The organism is Bizionia hallyeonensis, from assembly GCF_042657385.1.
GTDB lineage: Bacteria > Bacteroidota > Bacteroidia > Flavobacteriales > Flavobacteriaceae > Algorimicrobium > Algorimicrobium hallyeonense.
In genome coordinates this window covers 45,680-64,834 of record NZ_JBHSLA010000004.1, presented here as the reverse complement: position 1 = coordinate 64,834, position 19,155 = coordinate 45,680, and the positions used below count along the sequence as shown (strand labels likewise).

Annotated in this window: 21 protein-coding genes and 1 other RNA gene; 12 read left to right on the top strand and 10 right to left on the bottom strand. The window is 33.9% G+C overall.

The annotated features are described in order from the left end of the window. Nucleotides 1-7: 7 nt before the first annotated feature. Entirely contained in the window at nt 8-352 is a 345-nt protein-coding gene (locus ACFPH8_RS10870; RefSeq protein WP_376860880.1) for a hypothetical protein, read from the bottom strand. 90 nt (nt 353-442) lie between these two features. Beyond that, on the bottom strand, nt 443-1,177 hold the full coding sequence (locus ACFPH8_RS10865) for a hypothetical protein (RefSeq protein ID WP_248399126.1): 735 nt from the start codon (nt 1,175-1,177) through the stop codon (nt 443-445). A 121-nt stretch (nt 1,178-1,298) separates the two neighbouring features. On the opposite strand from ACFPH8_RS10865, the gene ACFPH8_RS10860 reads away from it, so the two are divergent. Next, a complete protein-coding gene (locus ACFPH8_RS10860) occupies nt 1,299-1,508 on the top strand; it encodes a hypothetical protein (RefSeq protein WP_248399128.1) in 210 nt (69 codons plus the stop codon). After that, nucleotides 1,495-2,043 carry a Smr/MutS family protein gene (locus ACFPH8_RS10855; RefSeq protein WP_376860879.1) on the top strand — a complete coding sequence of 183 codons (549 nt, stop codon included), beginning with the start codon at nt 1,495-1,497 and terminating at the stop codon, nt 2,041-2,043. Before ACFPH8_RS10860 ends, ACFPH8_RS10855 begins: the two co-directional genes overlap by 14 nt. A gap of 4 nt (nt 2,044-2,047) precedes the next feature. On the opposite strand, the gene ACFPH8_RS10850 is transcribed toward ACFPH8_RS10855, so the two are convergent. Further along, nucleotides 2,048-2,986: a hypothetical protein gene (locus ACFPH8_RS10850; protein ID WP_376860878.1), complete on the bottom strand. Its 939-nt coding sequence runs from the start codon at nt 2,984-2,986 to the stop codon at nt 2,048-2,050. Between the two features lie 115 nt (nt 2,987-3,101). On the opposite strand from ACFPH8_RS10850, the gene ACFPH8_RS10845 reads away from it, so the two are divergent. Next, nucleotides 3,102-4,247: a cysteine desulfurase family protein gene (locus tag ACFPH8_RS10845; protein WP_376860877.1), complete on the top strand. Its 1,146-nt coding sequence runs from the start codon at nt 3,102-3,104 to the stop codon at nt 4,245-4,247. A gap of 92 nt (nt 4,248-4,339) precedes the next feature. Here the strand turns inward: ACFPH8_RS10845 and ACFPH8_RS10840 are convergent, their stop codons facing one another. From ACFPH8_RS10840 to ACFPH8_RS10825, 4 genes are all read right to left on the bottom strand, one after another. Beyond that, complete coding sequence (locus ACFPH8_RS10840; RefSeq protein ID WP_376860876.1) at nt 4,340-4,837, bottom strand: hypothetical protein; 498 nt, start codon at nt 4,835-4,837, stop codon at nt 4,340-4,342. 93 nt (nt 4,838-4,930) lie between these two features. Then, nucleotides 4,931-5,305 carry a hypothetical protein gene (locus ACFPH8_RS10835; RefSeq protein ID WP_376860875.1) on the bottom strand — a complete coding sequence of 125 codons (375 nt, stop codon included), beginning with the start codon at nt 5,303-5,305 and terminating at the stop codon, nt 4,931-4,933. An 87-nt stretch (nt 5,306-5,392) separates the two neighbouring features. Next, on the bottom strand, nt 5,393-7,858 hold the full coding sequence (locus tag ACFPH8_RS10830) for a TonB-dependent receptor (protein ID WP_376860874.1): 2,466 nt from the start codon (nt 7,856-7,858) through the stop codon (nt 5,393-5,395). A 12-nt stretch (nt 7,859-7,870) separates the two neighbouring features. Further along, nucleotides 7,871-9,562 carry a M23 family metallopeptidase gene (locus ACFPH8_RS10825; RefSeq protein WP_376860873.1) on the bottom strand — a complete coding sequence of 564 codons (1,692 nt, stop codon included), beginning with the start codon at nt 9,560-9,562 and terminating at the stop codon, nt 7,871-7,873. A gap of 177 nt (nt 9,563-9,739) precedes the next feature. Between ACFPH8_RS10825 and ACFPH8_RS10820 the strand changes: the two genes are divergently transcribed. The 4 genes from ACFPH8_RS10820 to rny all read left to right on the top strand — a co-directional run bounded on the left by ACFPH8_RS10820 (nt 9,740) and on the right by rny (nt 12,150). Further along, nucleotides 9,740-10,030, top strand: coding sequence for a hypothetical protein (locus ACFPH8_RS10820; RefSeq protein WP_248399144.1), 291 nt, complete (start codon nt 9,740-9,742; stop codon nt 10,028-10,030). Nucleotides 10,031-10,046: 16 nt separating this feature from the next. Continuing rightward, complete coding sequence (locus tag ACFPH8_RS10815) at nt 10,047-10,340, top strand: cell division protein ZapA (RefSeq protein ID WP_248399145.1); 294 nt, start codon at nt 10,047-10,049, stop codon at nt 10,338-10,340. 55 nt (nt 10,341-10,395) lie between these two features. Further along, nucleotides 10,396-10,523: non-coding RNA, 6S RNA (gene ssrS / locus ACFPH8_RS10810), on the top strand. Nucleotides 10,524-10,578: 55 nt separating this feature from the next. Then, entirely contained in the window at nt 10,579-12,150 is a 1,572-nt protein-coding gene (rny, locus tag ACFPH8_RS10805) for a ribonuclease Y (protein ID WP_248399147.1), read from the top strand. Between the two features lie 63 nt (nt 12,151-12,213). Here the strand turns inward: rny and xerD are convergent, their stop codons facing one another. Continuing rightward, a complete protein-coding gene (gene xerD / locus ACFPH8_RS10800) occupies nt 12,214-13,125 on the bottom strand; it encodes a site-specific tyrosine recombinase XerD (RefSeq protein WP_248399149.1) in 912 nt (303 codons plus the stop codon). A gap of 215 nt (nt 13,126-13,340) precedes the next feature. Between xerD and ACFPH8_RS10795 the strand changes: the two genes are divergently transcribed. From ACFPH8_RS10795 to aroQ, 5 genes are all read left to right on the top strand, one after another. After that, nucleotides 13,341-14,012: a porin family protein gene (locus ACFPH8_RS10795; RefSeq protein WP_248399151.1), complete on the top strand. Its 672-nt coding sequence runs from the start codon at nt 13,341-13,343 to the stop codon at nt 14,010-14,012. A gap of 110 nt (nt 14,013-14,122) precedes the next feature. After that, on the top strand, nt 14,123-14,713 hold the full coding sequence (locus ACFPH8_RS10790; protein WP_376860869.1) for a hypothetical protein: 591 nt from the start codon (nt 14,123-14,125) through the stop codon (nt 14,711-14,713). 93 nt (nt 14,714-14,806) lie between these two features. Further along, a complete protein-coding gene (locus ACFPH8_RS10785; RefSeq protein ID WP_376860867.1) occupies nt 14,807-15,400 on the top strand; it encodes an outer membrane beta-barrel protein in 594 nt (197 codons plus the stop codon). A 267-nt stretch (nt 15,401-15,667) separates the two neighbouring features. Continuing rightward, a complete protein-coding gene (locus ACFPH8_RS10780; RefSeq protein ID WP_248399157.1) occupies nt 15,668-16,306 on the top strand; it encodes a porin family protein in 639 nt (212 codons plus the stop codon). Between the two features lie 63 nt (nt 16,307-16,369). After that, nucleotides 16,370-16,792, top strand: coding sequence for a type II 3-dehydroquinate dehydratase (gene aroQ / locus ACFPH8_RS10775; RefSeq protein WP_248399159.1), 423 nt, complete (start codon nt 16,370-16,372; stop codon nt 16,790-16,792). Between the two features lie 158 nt (nt 16,793-16,950). Here the strand turns inward: aroQ and lpdA are convergent, their stop codons facing one another. Together lpdA and ACFPH8_RS10765 are read right to left on the bottom strand one after the other, a co-directional pair. Next, nucleotides 16,951-18,327, bottom strand: coding sequence for a dihydrolipoyl dehydrogenase (gene lpdA, locus ACFPH8_RS10770; RefSeq protein ID WP_376860864.1), 1,377 nt, complete (start codon nt 18,325-18,327; stop codon nt 16,951-16,953). Between the two features lie 248 nt (nt 18,328-18,575). Continuing rightward, on the bottom strand, nt 18,576-19,112 hold the full coding sequence (locus ACFPH8_RS10765) for a DUF1572 family protein (RefSeq protein ID WP_376860862.1): 537 nt from the start codon (nt 19,110-19,112) through the stop codon (nt 18,576-18,578). Nucleotides 19,113-19,155: the final 43 nt, after the last annotated feature.

Here is a 19,155-nt window from a genome sequence, read left to right as displayed (position 1 = left end):
TAATATTTTAATTATTAATAATTATAGATTTTGTTGTTTTCGGTCTCCCTAAATATTCTTCTCTTGTTAATACTTCTTGATTTTTTAAAATAATTATATTTTTTACTTGGGTCTTTTTTTGTTCCGATTTAGAATTTTTAACCGAAATGACACTTTTTTCAGATTTAGGTTTATTTAGATAATCCGCGACACTATATGTTTTTTGATTTTCTAAATAAACAATCTTTTTAATTTGTTCTTCGCCATTAGATATAGATTCAATCGTTTTAACAGCATTTTTTTCTACTTTAGGTAATAAAATATATTCTTCAAATGAATAACTTTTTTGATTTTCTAAAGTGACTTGGTTCATTTTAACACCACTGTTTGTTTTTTGAGAAAAGGTTAAAAAACAGGATAAAAAAATACAGATATATAGATATTTCATCATAATTTAATTGAATTAATTTCTAACACTAATTACAAAGTCCATCCCAATATAGGTAGTGCCTGGACTACTATTCACTAAAACAAACCTAACTTCACCAGTTCTTGCTTCTACATGATGTATAGTTATATCCTCCCATGGTTGGTTCAAAACGCTCCAATCACCAAGTAAATTTACACTAACCGCAGATGTAGAAGTACAAGCAGCAATAGGATAGGTTAAATTATAAATTGTAAATGGTGCATAATCTGCTGGAGCAGTTACATAAATAGTTTCATCTGAAAGCTTGTTTTGAACTATCCATCTGTTTTGATTATCACTATACATTAATGTTACAGATGAATATCTTCCAGTTAACACTAGGTTTTTTTCACTTGGAACAAGAATCCGATTGTTTACATTGCCACCAGCATCATGTCTAATTATCATTACAGCATTAGTTGTATTTTGTAATGTAATTATTTGGCCGTCTGAAGATGCTATGGGAATTATACTATTTACAAAAAAGCTAGTAGTTGGACCAATAATTCTGTAGTTGGAGTATGGAACAGCTCCTAAATTTATATTGTTGTTATTTCCATTTGTTAAAGTCAAGGTACCACCATCTCGTAAGGAAATAGCGCCATTAACATCTAATGTTGTTGTTGGAGTAGTGGTCCCAATCCCAACCTGTGCAAACAAGCCGACGTGAAGGAAAAATGTTAAAATAAAGACATGAAGTATTCGGGTTACTGAAGTATTGTTTTTCATAATACGCTATCATTTAATGGATTAACTTGTTTGAATCTACGAAAAAAAAGAATGCAAATTATATGTGGTTTCAACATTTAATATTAAATTCGACAAACAGTAAAATTTTATCGACCACCTCATGAAAAAGCAGCAATATGTTTCCTATTTATTAATTTTAATTGGCAGTATTACAGCAATTTATGGTCAGTCTGGAGATGAGAAAAACGTCGCCATTTTAATAATAGGAATTATTATTTTAATGTATGGTATTTATAGAATCTCGAGTAAGATTCCGAGCAAATTTGATAAAGAGTCCAATGATAAAGAAAATGAACATGAAGACATTTAAAGTAGGAGATACCGTAGCTGTTTTAGATGATGACTTGTCAGGAATAGTTACTAAAGTAAAAAACAACGTGGTAACCATTGAAACTCCTGATGGTTTTGAGCTTGATTTTGAACCAAATGAATTGGTTGTTACCAAACCAATGAAAATAGATTTAAGAGCTGCAGAAGCCATTATAAGAGAGAAAGAACAACCTAAAAGAAAGCAGACAACTACCAAAAAGGCTAAAGAACGCTATCAGCCAACTATGGAAGTGGATTTGCATATTCATCATTTGACTGAAAACTCCAACAGGATGAGCAATCATGATATGTTAACCTTACAACTAGACACGGCACGCGGGCAATTGGAATTCGCCATCCGAAAACGCATTCAAAAAATGGTGTTTATCCACGGTGTGGGTGAAGGTGTTTTAAAAACAGAATTAGAATATCTATTTAGCAGATACGATGCTGTTAAGTTCTATGACGCCGACTTCCAGAAATATGGTGTTGGTGCTACAGAAGTCTATATCTATCAAAATGCCAATAACTCTTAATTCCTTAAAATTCTGGTGTTACCAAACGTGTATTAGTTAATCTAGAATCGGTTAATGAGCCCATATCGAAAACATCTTGTGTTATAGTAGGAAATTGCACGTCTTCAACCCGCAAGGTTATAGTAAACACTTGATTGATTGGGTGCGCACGATACGCTGTTGCTGGAAGTGTAGCACTTTCATTTGGATTTAAATAATCCGCTATACTAGGATCTGTGTAATCATTGGCAGGGTTTTGATCGGCTGGTGCATTTTCTTCATCAATCGTCAATGTGCCATCATTATCATCATCGGTATCTAAATAGTTTGGAATGCCATCTTCATCGGTATCTCTTGGGTTTGTTAAAGGATCATTGTCTCCATCCGCATTATCATCTTCAATCTCAACAGACGTTAAAACATTATCGCCATCATCATCCACATCTAAATAGTCTGGAATACCATCACCATCAGTATCGGTTGGGTTTGTTGCCGGATCAAAATCGCCGTCTAGATTAGCATCTTCCATTTCGGCTGGAATACCATCATTATCATCTTCAACTAAAAATACATTAATAATACCAGTGCCTGAAACACTTGATAAATCTTCATTAATTTGAATATCAGAAGGAGGTACGTCATTACAAAATAAAGGTGCTGGATTGTTATTATAGGAGCGGTAATTAAATTGATTAGCTGTTCCTTCTATTGCAATTTCAATAGGTTCGTCATTTACAAGCAGTCCTGTAATGGTATCTACTTCTATTAATTTTTCTAAAGTCCATGCAGGTTCAACTATCTGGAGTGATAACGATTCAAATGGGTTTTCTTTAACTTGATAGAAAACCAATTCGCCACAGGCTACAAATGTATCGCCAAATTCAAAATCAACGTTAATGATGTCACCATCATCACAAGATGAAACCATTGAAAATGTTAGAAGTACTAGAAGTAATTTTCGCATGACGAGTATATTTTGTACAAAATTAAAAGAATTGCTAAATATACAACGTCATCGGGAACAAATAATTTTATTTCTTGTAATTTTGTATGATTAATTTATGGAGACGAATAAGCTTATGAAACCAGTATATTTTGATAGTGCAGCAACCACAAAAGTAAGGGATGAAGTTATTGATGCTATGACAGCCGTTATGCGCAATGATTATGGTAATGCCTCATCCACACATAGTTTTGGACGCGCTTCCAAAGTTTTAATAGAACAAGCCAGAAAAACAATTGCGAAACAATTAAATGTTAGTGCTGGTGAAATTGTTTTCACGTCCGGTGGTACGGAAGCTGATAATTTAGCGTTGCAATGCGCCATTCGCGATTTAGGGGTTGAACATATTATAACCTCCAAAATTGAACATCATGCGGTTTTGCATACAGTTGAGCAACTGGAAAAAACATGTGATATACAAGTGAGCTATGTAAAATTAGATGCTGATGGTCAGGTAGATTTTGAACATTTAGAACAACTTCTTAAAACACATGGAAAGACTTTGGTAAGCCTCATGTATGTTAATAATGAAATAGGAAATATTTTGGATGTGAAACGTGTGAGCAATTTATGCCAAGCTAATAACGCTTTGTTTCATTGTGATGCTGTACAATGTATTGGACACTATAAACTGGACCTACAAGATGTTCACATTGATTTTCTAGCGGCAAGTGCCCATAAATTCCATGGACCAAAAGGTGTAGGTTTTGCTTTTATTCGAAAAAATTCAGGTTTAAAACCGTTAATTTTTGGTGGTCAGCAGGAGCGCGGCATTCGGGCAGGTACGGAAGCTGTTCATGATATTGTAGGTTTAGAAAAAGCCTTCATTATGGCCTATGCCAATTTGGAAACGGAAAGCGCGTATGTATTAGATTTAAAACGACATTTTATTGCTGAATTAAAGCTAGCATTTCCAGATGTTCGTTTTAATGGCATGTCTGGTAATTTAGAAAAAAGCACTTACACCCTAATTAATGTATGTTTACCTATTCCACCTGAAAAAGCATTGATTTTATTATTTCAAATGGATTTGAAAGGGATAGCTTGTTCTAAAGGAAGTGCCTGTCAAAGTGGAAGTACAAAAGGATCACATGTTTTGAGTGAAATTTTAAGTGAAGATGATTTAAAGAAACCATCTATTCGCTTTTCATTTAGTATTTATAACACGAAAGATGAAATTGATTATGTCATTTCTGTTTTAAAGGAATTTGTTAAGGCTTAAGTAATTACTTATTTTAATTAATAAGGTCCAAAAGTCAAGCATGATGAAACTTGAATTTTGAACCTTAAAACTTAACACTAAATATAAAATTTTTAAGCAGCAATTTTAGTTGTTACCAATTGCTTTGAAATACGTGCTTGCCATTTTTCTAGCAACACTTTTTCATTTGTCATTTCAAAGTTAATATCCACATTAAAAAACTCCAAAACATAATCTTCCTGACCTTTGGTGCGTAACACGAGATCAATCCGGTCTGTTTCAATTTTATTGGTCGTTTTGTTTTTTATGGTTCTATCTGTTTTATGAATGTAGCAGTCGGTTACGAGGTTTAAATCGGCTGTAATCCAAACGGTTTCTTCTTCTGTTTTTTTAGAATAGACCAGTTTATTTTCCGAAACATCTAAAGCAATCGCATAATAGGTTCCCCAGAAATCCATTTCGGAAACATGAATGTTTTTTGATTTGGCGTTCGCAATAAATGTGTTTTTCGCTTTTTTCTTTTGAATATTTTGAGACATTTGAATGTACACTAGTGGTACAATAATTACTGTTGTAATAACCAAACCGATGATAATGGTATTTAAATCCATGATTTTTATTTTTTTAGAATGTTTAAAATGCGCTTATTTAAAAGCATGAAATAGTGGCTGAAAATTCAGCGAAACAAAAACTAAAAAAGGATTTTAAATAAAATTGTGGAATGGGAAGATGCAGGTTTGCGTATTATAACTCGGTATAATATACTGTCCTGCTTTAAAATATTGATTATCTCGAGCTGTTTGCGAAGCATCTAAATATAGAATCGTATTATATGATGCAAAGCGCTCTGTAAAAACATTAGGAACATCAGAATCAATAGGATTATGGCCTAATATTTCAAGATCTTGATAGGCGTAAAAACGAGACGAATCATCTTTAGATTGTTTATCAGTCGTCTGTGTTTTAAACGTGCTTTCCGAAAACGAATCTACAAAAACATCATGAATAGCCGTTCCGAAGTTTAATACATAAACTAGGAGTAAGGAAATGGCTATATGTAGTTGAAATTTTGTTTTCACAACACAAAAGTAGTATAAAGTCAGATTGCTTGAATCAAAACTTTGTTAAATTTTTGATTACAAAATAATATACTTTTGGCTTATAATTTAAAACCGCATACTCGTTCGCACATTAAACACACGCGGTGTTAAGTAATTAGGAATCGCATATTGACGCTTGCTATACACATCACGAACCCAGGTGTTGGTAATCGAGTTTTGTACATCAAACACATTGAAAATTTCAATACCAATTGATAAATATTTAAAGGGCTTTCGCCAGCCACTTTGGTAATCATCTTTATCATCAACAATAACATATTGAAAACCTACATCGGCACGCTTATAATCTGGCAATCTGTTTTGATACTCATACGGATCGGCATAACTTGGTGATCCTCCTGGAAGACCTGTATTGTATACCAAATTTAAATACATTTTCATTTTTGGTAAACTGGGTACATAATCTTGAAACAACGCGGCAAATTTTAAACGCTGATCTGTTGGTCTGGCAATATAACCACGATCATCAATGTTTTCTTCGGTTTTTAAATACCCAAAACTAAACCAAGATTCGGTTCCTGGCACAAACTCGCCATTCAAGCGCATATCCAATCCGTATGCATAAGCTTCGGCATTATTTTTGGCTCTGTAGCGAATACGTACGTTTTCTAAAGTGTACGGATTTACATCCGTTATTTTTTTATAATAAGCTTCCGTGGTTAACTTAAAGGGTCGGTCCCACATTTTAAAGCTGTAATCGTTACCAAGAACCACGTGAAATGATTTTTGCGCTTTTACATCTGGCCTTACGGTTCCTGAAGAATCGCGTAATTCTCTATAAAATGGTGGTTGGTAATATAAACCAGTTCCAATCCGGAATAGCATATCTTTATCCCAATTGGGTTTAATAGCGAATTGTGCACGCGGACTAAATACGGTTTGACTAGTACTTTCAATGCCTTCGCCACTTACGGTCCAATTGTGAGCACGTGCACCAACATTTAACCACGCTTCATTATTGCCAATATCCATACGTCTGCTCCATTGTAAATAGGCTTGCAGTCGGTCAATTTGTGTTTTGTTCTTGGCACGTACGTTTTGAAAAGGTTCCAATGGTCCTGAATATGGGGAATAGGGTTGGTCATTAAAGGCATCTGAACTCGGTGGATTTATAGAAAAACCAGCAGAATCAATCACTTCCCATTCTACTAAACGATCCCTAATATCCTCATTGGTATATTTTATAGACCATTCAAAATCATTATCGTCTTTCTTATAACTTCCTTGGTGTTCAATAGTGGTAATTAAAGCATCTAAATCATTTCTTCCGTGGTTTAATTGACCACCAATGCCCTCGCTAAATTCCACTTCACCCAAATCTTCATCGCCAATATTGGTGTTGACTTCACCTAAACGGTATTGCGCCAAAATATCAAAATGTTCTTCTTCAACGGTGTGATAGCTGGAAGCAATAAGATTCAATGTTAAATCGTCATTAACTAAATAGGTTCCTTTTAAAGCACCAAAATAGGTTTCGTATTTATCACGTTCTTGACCTTCATAAAACACCAATAGTGCAAGTGGATTCTGAAGCGTTCCAAAATTAGTTTGGCGTGTTTCAGGTTCGTAGTTGTATTTATTGATGGAGGCGTTTCCTAAAAAGCTCAATTGAAATTTATCGGTAAATTTATAGGTTAAAAAGGTTTGCACATCGGCAAATTTCGGATCGTAATTGGTTTCCGTTTCCTTGGCATTCACCAATAAACTGTTATCACGATAACGCATGCCAACAATACCTGTAAATTTAGAATCTTTGCTTCGTCCTTCCACAGAAACGCTGGCACCCAATAAGCTTAAATCGGCACTCACACCAAATTGATAAGGTTTTCTGTAGGTAATATCTAAAACAGATGATAATTTATCGCCATACTTGGCTTGGAATCCACCAGCTGAAAAATCGACATTCTGAACTAAATCCGTATTAACGAAGCTTAAACCTTCCTGCTGTCCAGAACGAATAAGAAACGGACGATAGACCTCAATGCCATTTACGTAAACTAAATTTTCATCAAAATTTCCACCACGAACCGAGTATTGTGTACTCAATTCATTGTTACTGCTAACACCTGGTAAGGTTTTTAATAAATTTTCAACACCGGAATTGGCGCCTGGAATATTCCTAATGGTTTCAGGTTGCAGGGTTATAATTCCTTGAACATCTTTTCGTGTTTTTCCCGAAATAACTACGGTTGACATTTGCTCAACCGCTTCATCCATAACGGGATGAAACTCGACATCTTCACCATTTTTAAGATTGAATGTTGCTGTTATCGATTTAAACGTGATGTGTGTAAAAACAACGGTTATTTCTTGATTAGCAGGTATTTTTATACTGTAATACCCATTTTCATCGGTTGTAGTTCCTGAATTTCCTGCGGTAATATTAACATCTGAAATGGGTGTGTTGGTGCTGTTTAAAATAACACCCTTTAGGGTTCCTGTTTGAGCAATGGCTGTAAACGACACCAGTAGCAAAAGAACAACGAAAACTGAAAGTGATTTATATGTCAAGGTTTTAATTTTTTATTTTCGGAAAAAGGTTGTTTCAAAAGTAGAATTATTTCCCACATTATCTGTTACAATTATCTTTAAATTATTTTTTGTTTCGGTTGAAACATTATCGTTAAAATCATAAACCAGTAAATTTGTTTTATAATCATACTCCATTAAAATCCATTTGCCATTTATAGTAGCACGATAATTAGAAATTCCTGAACCTTCATCTTCAATCTTCACTTTTAAAAAGCGGTATTTACTCAACCATTTGCCTTCTGTAAAATTGATGGGTTTTATTGTGGGATTTATGTTATCTACGGTTAAAGCGTAAGTTCCTAACGTTTTATTATATGTTGTTAGCGTGTTTTCTTTTCTATAGGTTTTAGAATAAATAGTGTATTGTTTCCGCCAACCTACTAAACGTGCAATATATAATTTATCAGAATCTTGGTCTTTATAACTGCTAATGTCGTAGGTTATTGTAAAGTTCTCACGAAGTGGAATGGTATCTTCATGTAAGGTGATGGTATCATTGTTAACTTCAAAATTGATATAAAAATCATCAAAAAAAGCATCCTGCGGAAAATATACCGAGACATTTTTATTTATAAGTTCATTGGCTTTTTTTGAATATATATGAAACGGTGTTTCTATAATTTCTTTTGGTTTTACATCGGTTCCTACTAAACCTTCAATATTAATGGTAAGCCAAACATCATTATTATGAAAATCCTTAACGCGGACTTTATAAACTGATGATGTACTATCTTCTACTTGAATATAACCATTATCATCAATATTTTTCAACATGCTTAAGGTGTTGCCACTTTCTACAAATAATTTTTGAAGCCGTTCTTTTTTGTCTGTATAATGACCGTAATCAATATAGCGATTTAGGAGTCTGGATTCATCAAATGTAAAGCGTTTAAAATCCATTTCAAATTTCTGATTCCCATTATAAAAGGTTTGAATGTTCTCTACACCATTCTTATTAGAGGCTAGATCTTGTCTGTCATTTGCTTCAATAGCAAAGCCAATTTTTCCAAATGCTTGAATATTTTCAACGGTATAATCGCCATTTGGCGTATTAATTAAACGCAATTTTTGGCGTTCTTTAGTCCCATTTATATGGGAATCTTCAGAAATAGGGTAGGCATAAACTTCCGTTATAATGGGTTTGGTAGTATCGGTTATGTCTATTCCAAAAAGTAACGGATTTATTGGTCTTTCGGCATTATCACGAATTTCATAATGCAAATGTGGACCGCCTGAACCTCCTGTGTTTCCACTAAAAGCAATCAAATCGCCTTTTAAAACTGGTAATTCATCTATTTTTGGAAATACCTCAATCTCAAATGTTTCCTGTTCATATTGGAGCTTTTTTATATAAGCCTCTAAAGTTGGGGACAATTGCTGCAAATGTGCGTACACCGTGGTGTAGCCATTTGGATGTGTTATGTAAAGCGCTTTTCCGTAACCATAATGGGCAATTTTTATACGACTAATATACCCATTAGCCGTTGCAAATACTTTTAAACCTTCGCGTTGTTGGGTTTTAATATCCATTCCTGAATGAAAATGGTTGGAACGCAATTCGCCAAATGTACCAGATGGAATGATGGTAACATCTAATGGATGCCTAAAATAATCAGTAGGATAGGGGGTTTGGGCGTGGCCTATAAACGCGAATAGTAAAAAAAATGTGAGGAATTTTTGCATAAAATGGATGTTGTTGCTAAAATATCAATTTGATTCAAATTGGACAAGCAAAAACCGCAAGCATTAGCATAGGAAGCGATTTTAGGGAGAAACGTAAATTATTTAATTTTTATTGAAAAACTATTGTTATTTAAATCGAGGTATGTTAACTTTGTGAGATAAGTATGGATATGATAGATGAGTAAAATTGAAGAAACTGTAAATGCTTTAGAAAACAAAATCAACAAGGTTTTACATAAGCAGCGACTTTTAAAAGAAGCAAATTTAAAATTACAGCAAGAACTCCAATCTTCTCAACATATGCTTCAGTCTCATAAAATGCAAATTGCTGATTGGGAAGAAAAATATGAAGCGCTGAAAATGGCCAATTCCATGCTTGGCAGTGACGAAAATAAAAGAGAAACAAAACTCAAAATAAACGCATTAATTCGGGAAATTGATCATTGTATTGCGCAACTTTCCGAGTAATGAATCATAGTTTTCAATGTCAGAAAAACTAAAAATTAAATTATCAATAGCCAATCGTGTGTATCCGTTAACGATTACGCCGAGTCAGGAAGAAGGGTTGCGAAAAGCCGCCAAAAATATTGAAGCTATGATAAAGCAATTTGAGCAAAGTTATTCTGTTCAAGATAAGCAAGATGTATTAGCCATGTGCGCTTTGCAATTTGCTTCTCAAGTGGAACAGAAATCATTAGATAAAGACTATGCGAATGAAACAGTGGAATTAAAGTTAGATGCTTTAAACGACCTATTAGATTCGCATTTAAACTCTTAACGTTCTTATAAATAAAATAAAGGTTACTGCCTGCATTAGTTATTTTTTTTGATAAACTCAACACGAATTCTTTAAAAAGGGTGAGTTTAAGTTGTAAAAGCATGCTGTTAGTGCTGAATTTATTCAGTATCTCGAACAGACCCTTGATCAGCTTGGTATCCCTAAACTTGTTTTAAGGAGTTTATACAAAACTTTATTCTGATGCAGGCTTTTTTTATATAAATTAATCAACTAGAAAATGGATAATACAATTGTTATTGTAGGTGGAATATTATTAGGTATTATAATAGGTTTTATTGTTGCTAAAGTGCTAGAGCGCAACAACGCTTCTAAAGTTATTAAAAGCGCAAAAAAATCGGCTTCAGCTATTTTAAAAGAAGCTAAAAGTGAAGGCGAATCAATTAAGAAGGATAAAATACTTCAAGCAAAGGAAAAATTTATTGAGTTAAAATCAGAACATGAAAAAGTGATTAACTCACGTGACAAAAAGATGGCAGATGCCGAAAAGCGTACACGTGATAAAGAATCGCAATTGTCTGGAGAGCTTTCAAAAAGTAAAAAATTAAACGATGGACTGGAAGAAAAAGTTAAGGATTACAACCATCGCTTAGAAGTTATTGAAAAGAAACAAGAAGAAGTAGATAGGTTACATAGAAGTCAAATTGAACAACTAGAAGTTATTTCTAGCCTGTCTGCTGAAGATGCCAAAGCACAATTAGTAGAGTCTTTAAAAGGTGAAGCTAAAAATGATGCTATGGCGTATATCCAGAGCACGATTGAAGAATCTAAACTAACGGCGCAGCAAGAAGCTAAAAAAATTATTATTAATACCATTCAGCGTATTGGAACGGAAGAGGCGGTGGATAACTGTGTCTCTGTTTTCAATATCGAATCAGATGATGTTAAAGGTCGTATTATTGGTCGTGAAGGTCGTAATATTCGGGCTATTGAAGCAGCAACAGGTGTAGAGATTATTGTTGATGACACACCAGAAGCCATTATCTTATCTTGTTTTGATTCTGTACGTCGTGAAATTGCTAGATTATCCTTACACAAATTGGTAACAGATGGTCGTATTCACCCAGCACGTATTGAAGAGGTGGTTCAAAAAACAACCAAGCAAATTGAACAAGAGATTATTGAAGTAGGAAAACGAACTATAATCGATTTAGGAATTCATAACCTTCATCCTGAACTAATAAAGATGGTTGGACGTATGAAATACCGTTCGTCTTACGGTCAAAACTTATTACAACACTCGCGTGAAGTTGCTAAACTTTGTGGTATAATGGCGGCCGAATTAGGCTTAAATCCAAAAATGGCTAAACGTGCCGGATTATTACATGATATTGGTAAAGTGCCAGATGCGGAAGCAGATATGGAAACACCACATGCTATTTTAGGTATGCAATGGGCTGAAAAGTTTGGTGAGAAAGATGATGTTTGTAATGCCATAGGTGCTCACCACGATGAAATTGAAATGAAATCCTTATTAGCGCCAATAGTTCAAGTTTGTGATGCTATTTCAGGCGCAAGACCTGGCGCAAGACGTCAAGTTCTTGATAGTTATATTCAACGTTTAAAAGATTTGGAAGATATTGCTTTCGGGTTTGGAGGTGTTAAAAAAGCCTATGCTATTCAAGCAGGTCGTGAATTACGTGTTATTGTAGAAAGCGAAAAAGTGGATGATCAAAAAGCAGCTGATTTATCCTTTAGTATTTCTCAAAAAATTCAAACAGATATGACCTATCCAGGTCAAGTTAAAGTCACGGTAATTCGTGAGACACGTGCAGTAAATATTGCGAAATAAAATATTATATTTTAGATATATAAAAAGTCCTTCTTTAAAAAGAGGGACTTTTTTTTTGGCAGTTTATTTCCTAGGATGAAATGTTTGGATGGCTTTCTTCAATTGCTTTTTATCCAAATGCACATAAATTTCGGTGGTGGTGATGCTTTCGTGACCTAACATCATTTGAATAGCTCTTAAATCGGCACCATTTTCTAATAAATGTGTTGCAAAGGAATGCCTGAAGGTGTGTGGGGAAATGGTTTTATTGAGATTTATTTCTGTCGCTAATTTTTTAATAATGGTAAAAATCATGGCACGCGTTAGTTGCTTGCCACGATTGTTTAAAAATAAGGTGTCGTTATATTCTTTTTGAACATCTATAGCAGAACGAACATCGCGAATATAAATAGTTATATATTTTTGAGTTGTAGGACTAATAGGAACAAAACGCTGTTTATCGCCCTTTCCAGTAACGTTGATAAATCCTTCTTCAAAAAACAAATCTGAAATTTTCAGACTCACCAATTCACTAACGCGTAAACCGCATCCATAGAGGGTTTCCAACATGGTTCTATCGCGTTCACCAATCCGTACTTGATTGTATTCTTTGGTTAAATCAATAGCATTAATAATCCGGTCAATATCTTTTAAGCTTAAAGTGTCTGGAAGTTTCCGGCCAATTCTAGGGGATTCAATTAAATCAATTGGATTATCGGTTCTATAATCCTCAAAAACTAAATAACCAAAAAAACTGCGCAACCCGGATATAATGCGGGATTGTGAGCGTGGATTGATATCTTTTGCTATGTCGTAAATAAATTGCTGAACCGTTTCAGACGTGATTTGATTAGGAGAACTGTTCATGTTATGTTCCTCTAGAAAAGCTATCAATTTCTCTATATCAAAAGTATAACTGGCAATGGTATTTGGCGATAATCCACGTTCAATTTTTAGGTATAAATTAAAATCCGTTAAGGCTTGGTTCCAGGTCATTGTAACAAAGATAGGATAAAGTTTTAAATGTATGTAAATCTCCTTAAAAGCGGATATAGGTTTTGTAATTGTTAACAACTAAAGATATAAACATCTGAAAATCAATAGTTTGTTTTTTATTGTTAATTAGAATGTTAATAAGTTAGCTTCAAAACTTTAATTATTGCGAAAAAAGTGGTTAGTTTGTGATAATCAATTAATTAAAACTTAAAATTATGAAAAAATTATTAGTATGTGCAGCTGTTGCTGTGTTCAGTATGGGTGCACTATCAGCACAAGACGTCAGGTTTGGTGTTAAAGGTGGTGTTAACTTTGCAAATTTAGCTGGAGATTTTGGCGTTTCTGGTTTTGACGAGGATTTTCAAGACGCTGAAATGAAAGTTGGCTTTCATATTGGTGGTTTAGCTGAATTAAAGCTCACTGAAAAGTTTGCATTACAGCCTGAATTATTATTTTCTAACCAGGGTTTCAAATCGACTTATTTCGATATTGATGATCGTAAACAAGATTATAATGTAAATTTAAGCTATGTTAACATTCCAATTATGGCTAAATTCTTTCCTATTGATGGTTTAAGCATAGAAGCGGGACCTCAAATAGGTTTTTTAGTTTCGGCTAAAGATGAGCGAAATGATTATTATAATGATTATCTAGAAGAAGGCGATGTTAAAATTGATACAAAGGATTTATACAAGTCACTTGACTTTGGATTAAATTTTGGAGCGAGTTATGAAATGGAAAGTGGACTTTTCTTTACGGCTCGTTATAATTTAGGATTATCTAAAGTGGATGATGAAGATTTTTACGGAGATTTTGCTGATTTTGGATTATTTTCTTTTTCACGTAAAAACCGTGTAATTCAATTATCCGCAGGTTTTATGTTTTAAACATTACAACCTAATGATATTAAAAAGCCAAAACACTGTTTTGGCTTTTTTTTGTTTATGTTATTTGTTTATCTTTAAGTATATCAATCTATTAACTAAAACTAACAATTATGAAAAAAACAATTTTATTGGCTGCTATAGCAGTGTTCGGGTTAACAAAAATGAATGCACAGGATGATTTTGTGGAAAAGGCTAAAACAGGAGGGTTTTATATAGGTGCCAATATAGGGTTGCCATTAAGTACTTCTAGCGATATTGCATCGTTTAACTTTGGATTTGATGGTGCCTACTTATTTGAAATCATTGACAACCTAGAAATAGGTGGTTTATTAGGGTACACACATTTTATAGCTGATGGAAGTTACAGTTATAACCGCTATTTTGATGATGAACTTTATATTATAGCTGATTATAAGGATGCCTCATTCGTTCCTATTGCGGCTTCAGCACGATATTATTTTGCAGACCGTAAGTTTTTTGGTGGAATTGATTTAGGTGTGGGACTTAACGTGTCTGGCGATGCTAAATCAGGATTTTATGCGCGACCAAAATTTGGTTTTGATTTGGGAACCATTGCCTTAATAGCATCTTTCCAAAGTATTTCTGGAGGTGTAGATTATGGAGATACTTACTATGGTGGAACCTATGTTTCTGGTAGTGGTTTCAATTCCTTTAATTTTGGCGTAGAATTTGGTTTTTAAAATATAAGATTATACTTACTTTTAATTTGGTTGATATGATGATTCGGCGTATTTTTGCCGATTCAAAAATTAAAAACTTAATTAAATTATTAAATGAAAAAATTATTATTTACTGCAGCTATTGCTGTAATTGGTTTCACAAATGTGAATGCACAGAATGACAATGATCAAACAACTGGTTTTGCAAAAGGAGATATTTTTATTTCTGGTTCAGTTGGTTTTGGTTCTGAAAAAATTGCAGACGATAAGGCTAACGTTTTTGAAATAGCACCTCAAGCAGGATTTTTCGTGACTGAAAATATTGCTGTTGGAGCAAAATTAGGATATATATCTAGAAAAGCAGAATCAGGTCCTGTTGATACAGTTGATATGGGAACATTATCTGCTGGTGTATTTGGTAGATATTATTTTACTCCGGATAGTCAGTTTTCAGTATTTGGAGAACTAGGTGTTGATTACAGAAGTACGGATGATAAATTAGCAGACGTTAAAACGGATGGTTTTGCAGTAGGTGTAGCGCCAGGTGTTAGTTATTTTATATCTAAGTCATTCGCGTTAGAGGCTTCTTTTGGTATTTTAGGATATACAACAGAAAAAGCTGATTTCGATGGAGCTGAATCTTATGATACATTATCATTTGGTTTGAACTTACGTGATATCAACTTTGGATTGGTTTACAAATTCTAATTCCAAATTATTGAAATGTTTAAAAACCGAAGCGAAAGCTTCGGTTTTTTTATACTTAAAAATCTCATTTGAACACAATTTTCAGGTTAGAGCAGCTAATTTATTAATTGTCAAAATGTTAGTTTATTAACAGTACTATTTAAATCTGCCTTCAAATTTATAAAATTATTTTTCGCGTTATTTTTCTTATGGAAAACGTCAATTTCTATTTTAAAAGATAGACATCTTTGTACCATAATAATTATAAACCCTAAAAAAGCAAAACAAATGAAAAAAGTATTTTTAGTTGCTGCAGCCGCAGTTTTTAGCTTAACAAGTATATATGCACAATCGGATTCAAAAGCCGTTCAATTTGGAGTAAAAGGTGGTGTAAACTTTTCCACAATTACGAGTGATGATTTTAATGATTTAAAATCGCGTACTAGTTTTAATGTGGGTGTTTTAGCCGAAATCCCAATTACAGAACGCTTATCCATTCAGCCAGAAGTTATGTACTCTGGACAAGGTTTTGATGTGCGTGAAATAGATCAAGACAATGTTTTTGATACGGACGATAATATAGAATACCAATTGGATTATATCCAAGTACCTGTATTAGTTAAAGTATATTTAGTTGAAGGATTAAGTGTAGAAGCCGGACCACAATTTGGTTTTAAAATTCATGAAGAGTTAGATTTTCAACCAAATTCGGATGGTGGTGATATTGAAATTAATCAAGATGATTCCTATATCAAAGATTTTGATACAAGTTTAGCTTTAGGAGCCGCATATAAATTTGATAACGGATTTTTTGTAAATGGTCGTTATACATTTGGTTTAACAGACATTTTTAAAGATGATACTGTTTTTGAAAACGTAGATGCTAAAAACGCACTATGGCAAGTAGGTGTTGGTTTCATGTTCTAAACCGCACATAATCATAAATTAAAACCGGAGTCCACACTTCGGTTTTTTTTATACCTTTACTTTATGAAAAAACTAATCATTATAAACGGTCCCAATTTAAACTTGTTAGGGAAACGTGAACCGCAAATTTACGGGAGCTTAACGTTCATTGAATTTTTTGATACCATCAAGTCAAAATATGAGTCATTTACAATAGAGCATTTTCAATCTAATATTGAAGGTGAAATTATTGACAAAATTCAAGAAGTCGGTTTTAGCTATCATGGGATTATTTTAAATGCAGCCGCTTATACGCATACGTCTGTAGGCATTGGTGATGCCGTTGCTGCCATAGAAACCCCTGTTGTAGAAGTTCATATTTCTAATACGTTTAAGCGCGAAGGATTTAGACATCATTCCTATGTTGCACCTCATGCCAAAGGCGTTGTTTTAGGATTTGGTCTTCAAAGTTATGAATTGGCTATTCAGAGTTTTATTCCATCCTAAATCCGTATTCAAGGTAAAAATTCCTTGACGTTAACATTAAAAACATAAAAGCAAAAAGCACGAATTTTATAAGAATCGTGCTTTTTTATATTTCTAAATGGGATTCCTCCGGTAATAAGCTCTTCCATTTGAGAACCGTAAACCGGATTCCTTATTTATTAAAGGTGTATTACTTCACCATAAGCATCAGCAACAGCTTCCATAACTGCCTCACTCATAGTTGGGTGTGGATGTACTGCTTTTAATACCTCATGTCCTGTAGTTTCTAGTTTTCTTCCTAAAACAGCTTCTGCAATCATATCGGTTACACCAGCACCAATCATGTGGCAACCTAACCATTCGCCATATTTAGCATCAAAAATTACTTTAACAAAGCCATCTTTAGCACCAGAAGCACTCGCTTTTCCAGAAGCCGAAAACGGAAATTTTCCAACTTTAATATCCAATCCTTTTTCTCTAGCTTGCTTTTCCGTTAAACCAACAGATGCAATTTCTGGAGATGCATATGTACAACCTGGAATATTACCATAGTCCAAAGCTTCCACATGCTGACCTGCAATTTTCTCAACACATAAAATACCTTCTGCAGACGCAACGTGTGCTAATGCTTGTCCAGGTGTAACATCGCCAATTGCGTAGTACCCAGGAATATTTGTTTGATAAAAATCGTTTACTAAAATCTTATCACGATCAACCGCAATACCAACATCTTCTAAACCAATATTTTCAATATTAGACTTGATTCCAACAGCTGATAAAATAATATCTGCTTCTAGAACTTCTTCACCTTTCTTGGTTTTAACCGTTGCTTTTACACCAGTTCCCGATGTGTCTACTTTTGTAACTTCAGAAGATGTCATGATTTTAATACCACTTTTCTTGAATGAACGCTCTAACTGTTTTGATACATCTTCATCTTCAACAGGTACCACGTTTGGTAAAAATTCAACGATAGTAACATCTGTACCCATAGAATTGTAAAAGTATGCAAACTCAACACCAATAGCACCAGAACCTACAACAATCATCTTTTTTGGTTGCTCTTTGAGCGTCATGGCTTCTCTGTAACCAATAACTTTTTTACCATCTTGTGGCAAACTTGGTAACTCACGAGAGCGTGCACCAGTAGCAACAATAATATGATCGGCAGAATATTCTTTGCCATCAACGTCTACTTTTTTTCCAGGTTTTAATTTGCCAAAACCTTCAATAACGTCAATTTTATTTTTCTTCATTAAAAACTTAACACCATTGCTCATGCCATCTGCAACACCTCTTGAGCGTTTTACAACCGCATCAAAATCTTTGTCAGCTTCTTTAACAGATAACCCATAATCTTCAGCGTGTTTCAAGTATTCAAAAACTTGAGCCGATTTTAAAAGGGCTTTGGTAGGAATACAACCCCAATTTAAACAAACACCACCAAGGTTTTCTTTTTCAATTACAGCAGTTTTAAAACCTAATTGTGATGCTCTAATAGCAGTTACGTAACCTCCAGGGCCACTTCCAAGAACAATAATATCGTATTTACTCATTGTGTTTTTTTTAATCGTTTTTTGATGCTACGAATTTACGAAACATAGCCGATATAATAAATTGTAGTTTCATTTTTATTTGGGCGTGACCTAAAGGTCGTGCTATTCACTATATCTTTTGCAGAAAAAGCAAAAGGATGCCGTTACTATCACTCACGCAGATGTGCTAATTTTTTAGCAAAAGGCATAAGCAATTAAGTTGTTTGCAATGACATAGAAATCTTTAATAGTTACGCATCATTTGTAAACTATTTATTTTCTTTTTCCTTTGAAAATTTCACTTGGTTATAGGCTACGGATTTCCCTTTTGGAATTGATAAGGATTGCCATTCATTATCTTTCAACATTTTGCCAATATGTGCTATTTGACCAATGTGGTAGGCGTAGTGTCCTAATTGTCTAAAAATGGCTTCAGAAACTAAATGCTCTTCATTCCGGATATAAACTATGGTATTTAGTTCGTTGTTTTTTAAAGGCTCAATGGCATCAAAAAGACATTTCCAACCACGTTCCCACGCAGATATTAATTCGTCTTTATTGGTATAGCTGGCTTCAAACTCTTGGTCTCGTTGGCGCCAAATTTTTTCACCATCTTCCGTTAAAAAATTGGTCCATCTGCTGAACATATTACCAACCATATGCTTAACAATTATGGAAATACTGTTGACCGAATCGTTATACTGCCAAGTCATTTCTTCAAAAGTTAATTGGTCGAACGTTTTATCTCCAACCGTTTTGTAGTAATTAAACTGCTTTCTTATACCCGTTATTAAATCGTTTTCCATAAAATAAAAATAGCATTACAAAAATAGAAATTTTTATAAAGCT

Excerpts from the sequence above, each read along its gene's own strand:
- ACFPH8_RS10795 (WP_248399151.1), top strand. The coding sequence starts at position 13,341 with ATGAAAAAATTATTAGTATGTGCAGCTGTTGCTGTGTTCAGTATGGGT.
- ACFPH8_RS10790 (WP_376860869.1), top strand. The coding sequence starts at position 14,123 with ATGAAAAAAACAATTTTATTGGCTGCTATAGCAGTGTTCGGGTTAACA.
- ACFPH8_RS10865 (WP_248399126.1), bottom strand. The coding sequence starts at position 1,177 with ATGAAAAACAATACTTCAGTAACCCGAATACTTCATGTCTTTATTTTA.
- ACFPH8_RS10820 (WP_248399144.1), top strand. The coding sequence starts at position 9,740 with ATGAGTAAAATTGAAGAAACTGTAAATGCTTTAGAAAACAAAATCAAC.
- ACFPH8_RS10870 (WP_376860880.1), bottom strand. The coding sequence starts at position 352 with ATGAACCAAGTCACTTTAGAAAATCAAAAAAGTTATTCATTTGAAGAA.
- aroQ (WP_248399159.1), top strand. The coding sequence starts at position 16,370 with ATGAAAAAACTAATCATTATAAACGGTCCCAATTTAAACTTGTTAGGG.
- rny (WP_248399147.1), top strand. The coding sequence starts at position 10,579 with ATGGATAATACAATTGTTATTGTAGGTGGAATATTATTAGGTATTATA.
- ACFPH8_RS10850 (WP_376860878.1), bottom strand. The coding sequence starts at position 2,986 with ATGCGAAAATTACTTCTAGTACTTCTAACATTTTCAATGGTTTCATCT.
- ACFPH8_RS10845 (WP_376860877.1), top strand. The coding sequence starts at position 3,102 with ATGAAACCAGTATATTTTGATAGTGCAGCAACCACAAAAGTAAGGGAT.
- ACFPH8_RS10765 (WP_376860862.1), bottom strand. The coding sequence starts at position 19,112 with ATGGAAAACGATTTAATAACGGGTATAAGAAAGCAGTTTAATTACTAC.
- lpdA (WP_376860864.1), bottom strand. The coding sequence starts at position 18,327 with ATGAGTAAATACGATATTATTGTTCTTGGAAGTGGCCCTGGAGGTTAC.
- ACFPH8_RS10815 (WP_248399145.1), top strand. The coding sequence starts at position 10,047 with ATGTCAGAAAAACTAAAAATTAAATTATCAATAGCCAATCGTGTGTAT.
- ACFPH8_RS10825 (WP_376860873.1), bottom strand. The coding sequence starts at position 9,562 with ATGCAAAAATTCCTCACATTTTTTTTACTATTCGCGTTTATAGGCCAC.
- ACFPH8_RS10840 (WP_376860876.1), bottom strand. The coding sequence starts at position 4,837 with ATGGATTTAAATACCATTATCATCGGTTTGGTTATTACAACAGTAATT.
- ACFPH8_RS10780 (WP_248399157.1), top strand. The coding sequence starts at position 15,668 with ATGAAAAAAGTATTTTTAGTTGCTGCAGCCGCAGTTTTTAGCTTAACA.
- xerD (WP_248399149.1), bottom strand. The coding sequence starts at position 13,125 with ATGACCTGGAACCAAGCCTTAACGGATTTTAATTTATACCTAAAAATT.
- ACFPH8_RS10785 (WP_376860867.1), top strand. The coding sequence starts at position 14,807 with ATGAAAAAATTATTATTTACTGCAGCTATTGCTGTAATTGGTTTCACA.
- ACFPH8_RS10855 (WP_376860879.1), top strand. The coding sequence starts at position 1,495 with ATGAAGACATTTAAAGTAGGAGATACCGTAGCTGTTTTAGATGATGAC.
- ACFPH8_RS10860 (WP_248399128.1), top strand. The coding sequence starts at position 1,299 with ATGAAAAAGCAGCAATATGTTTCCTATTTATTAATTTTAATTGGCAGT.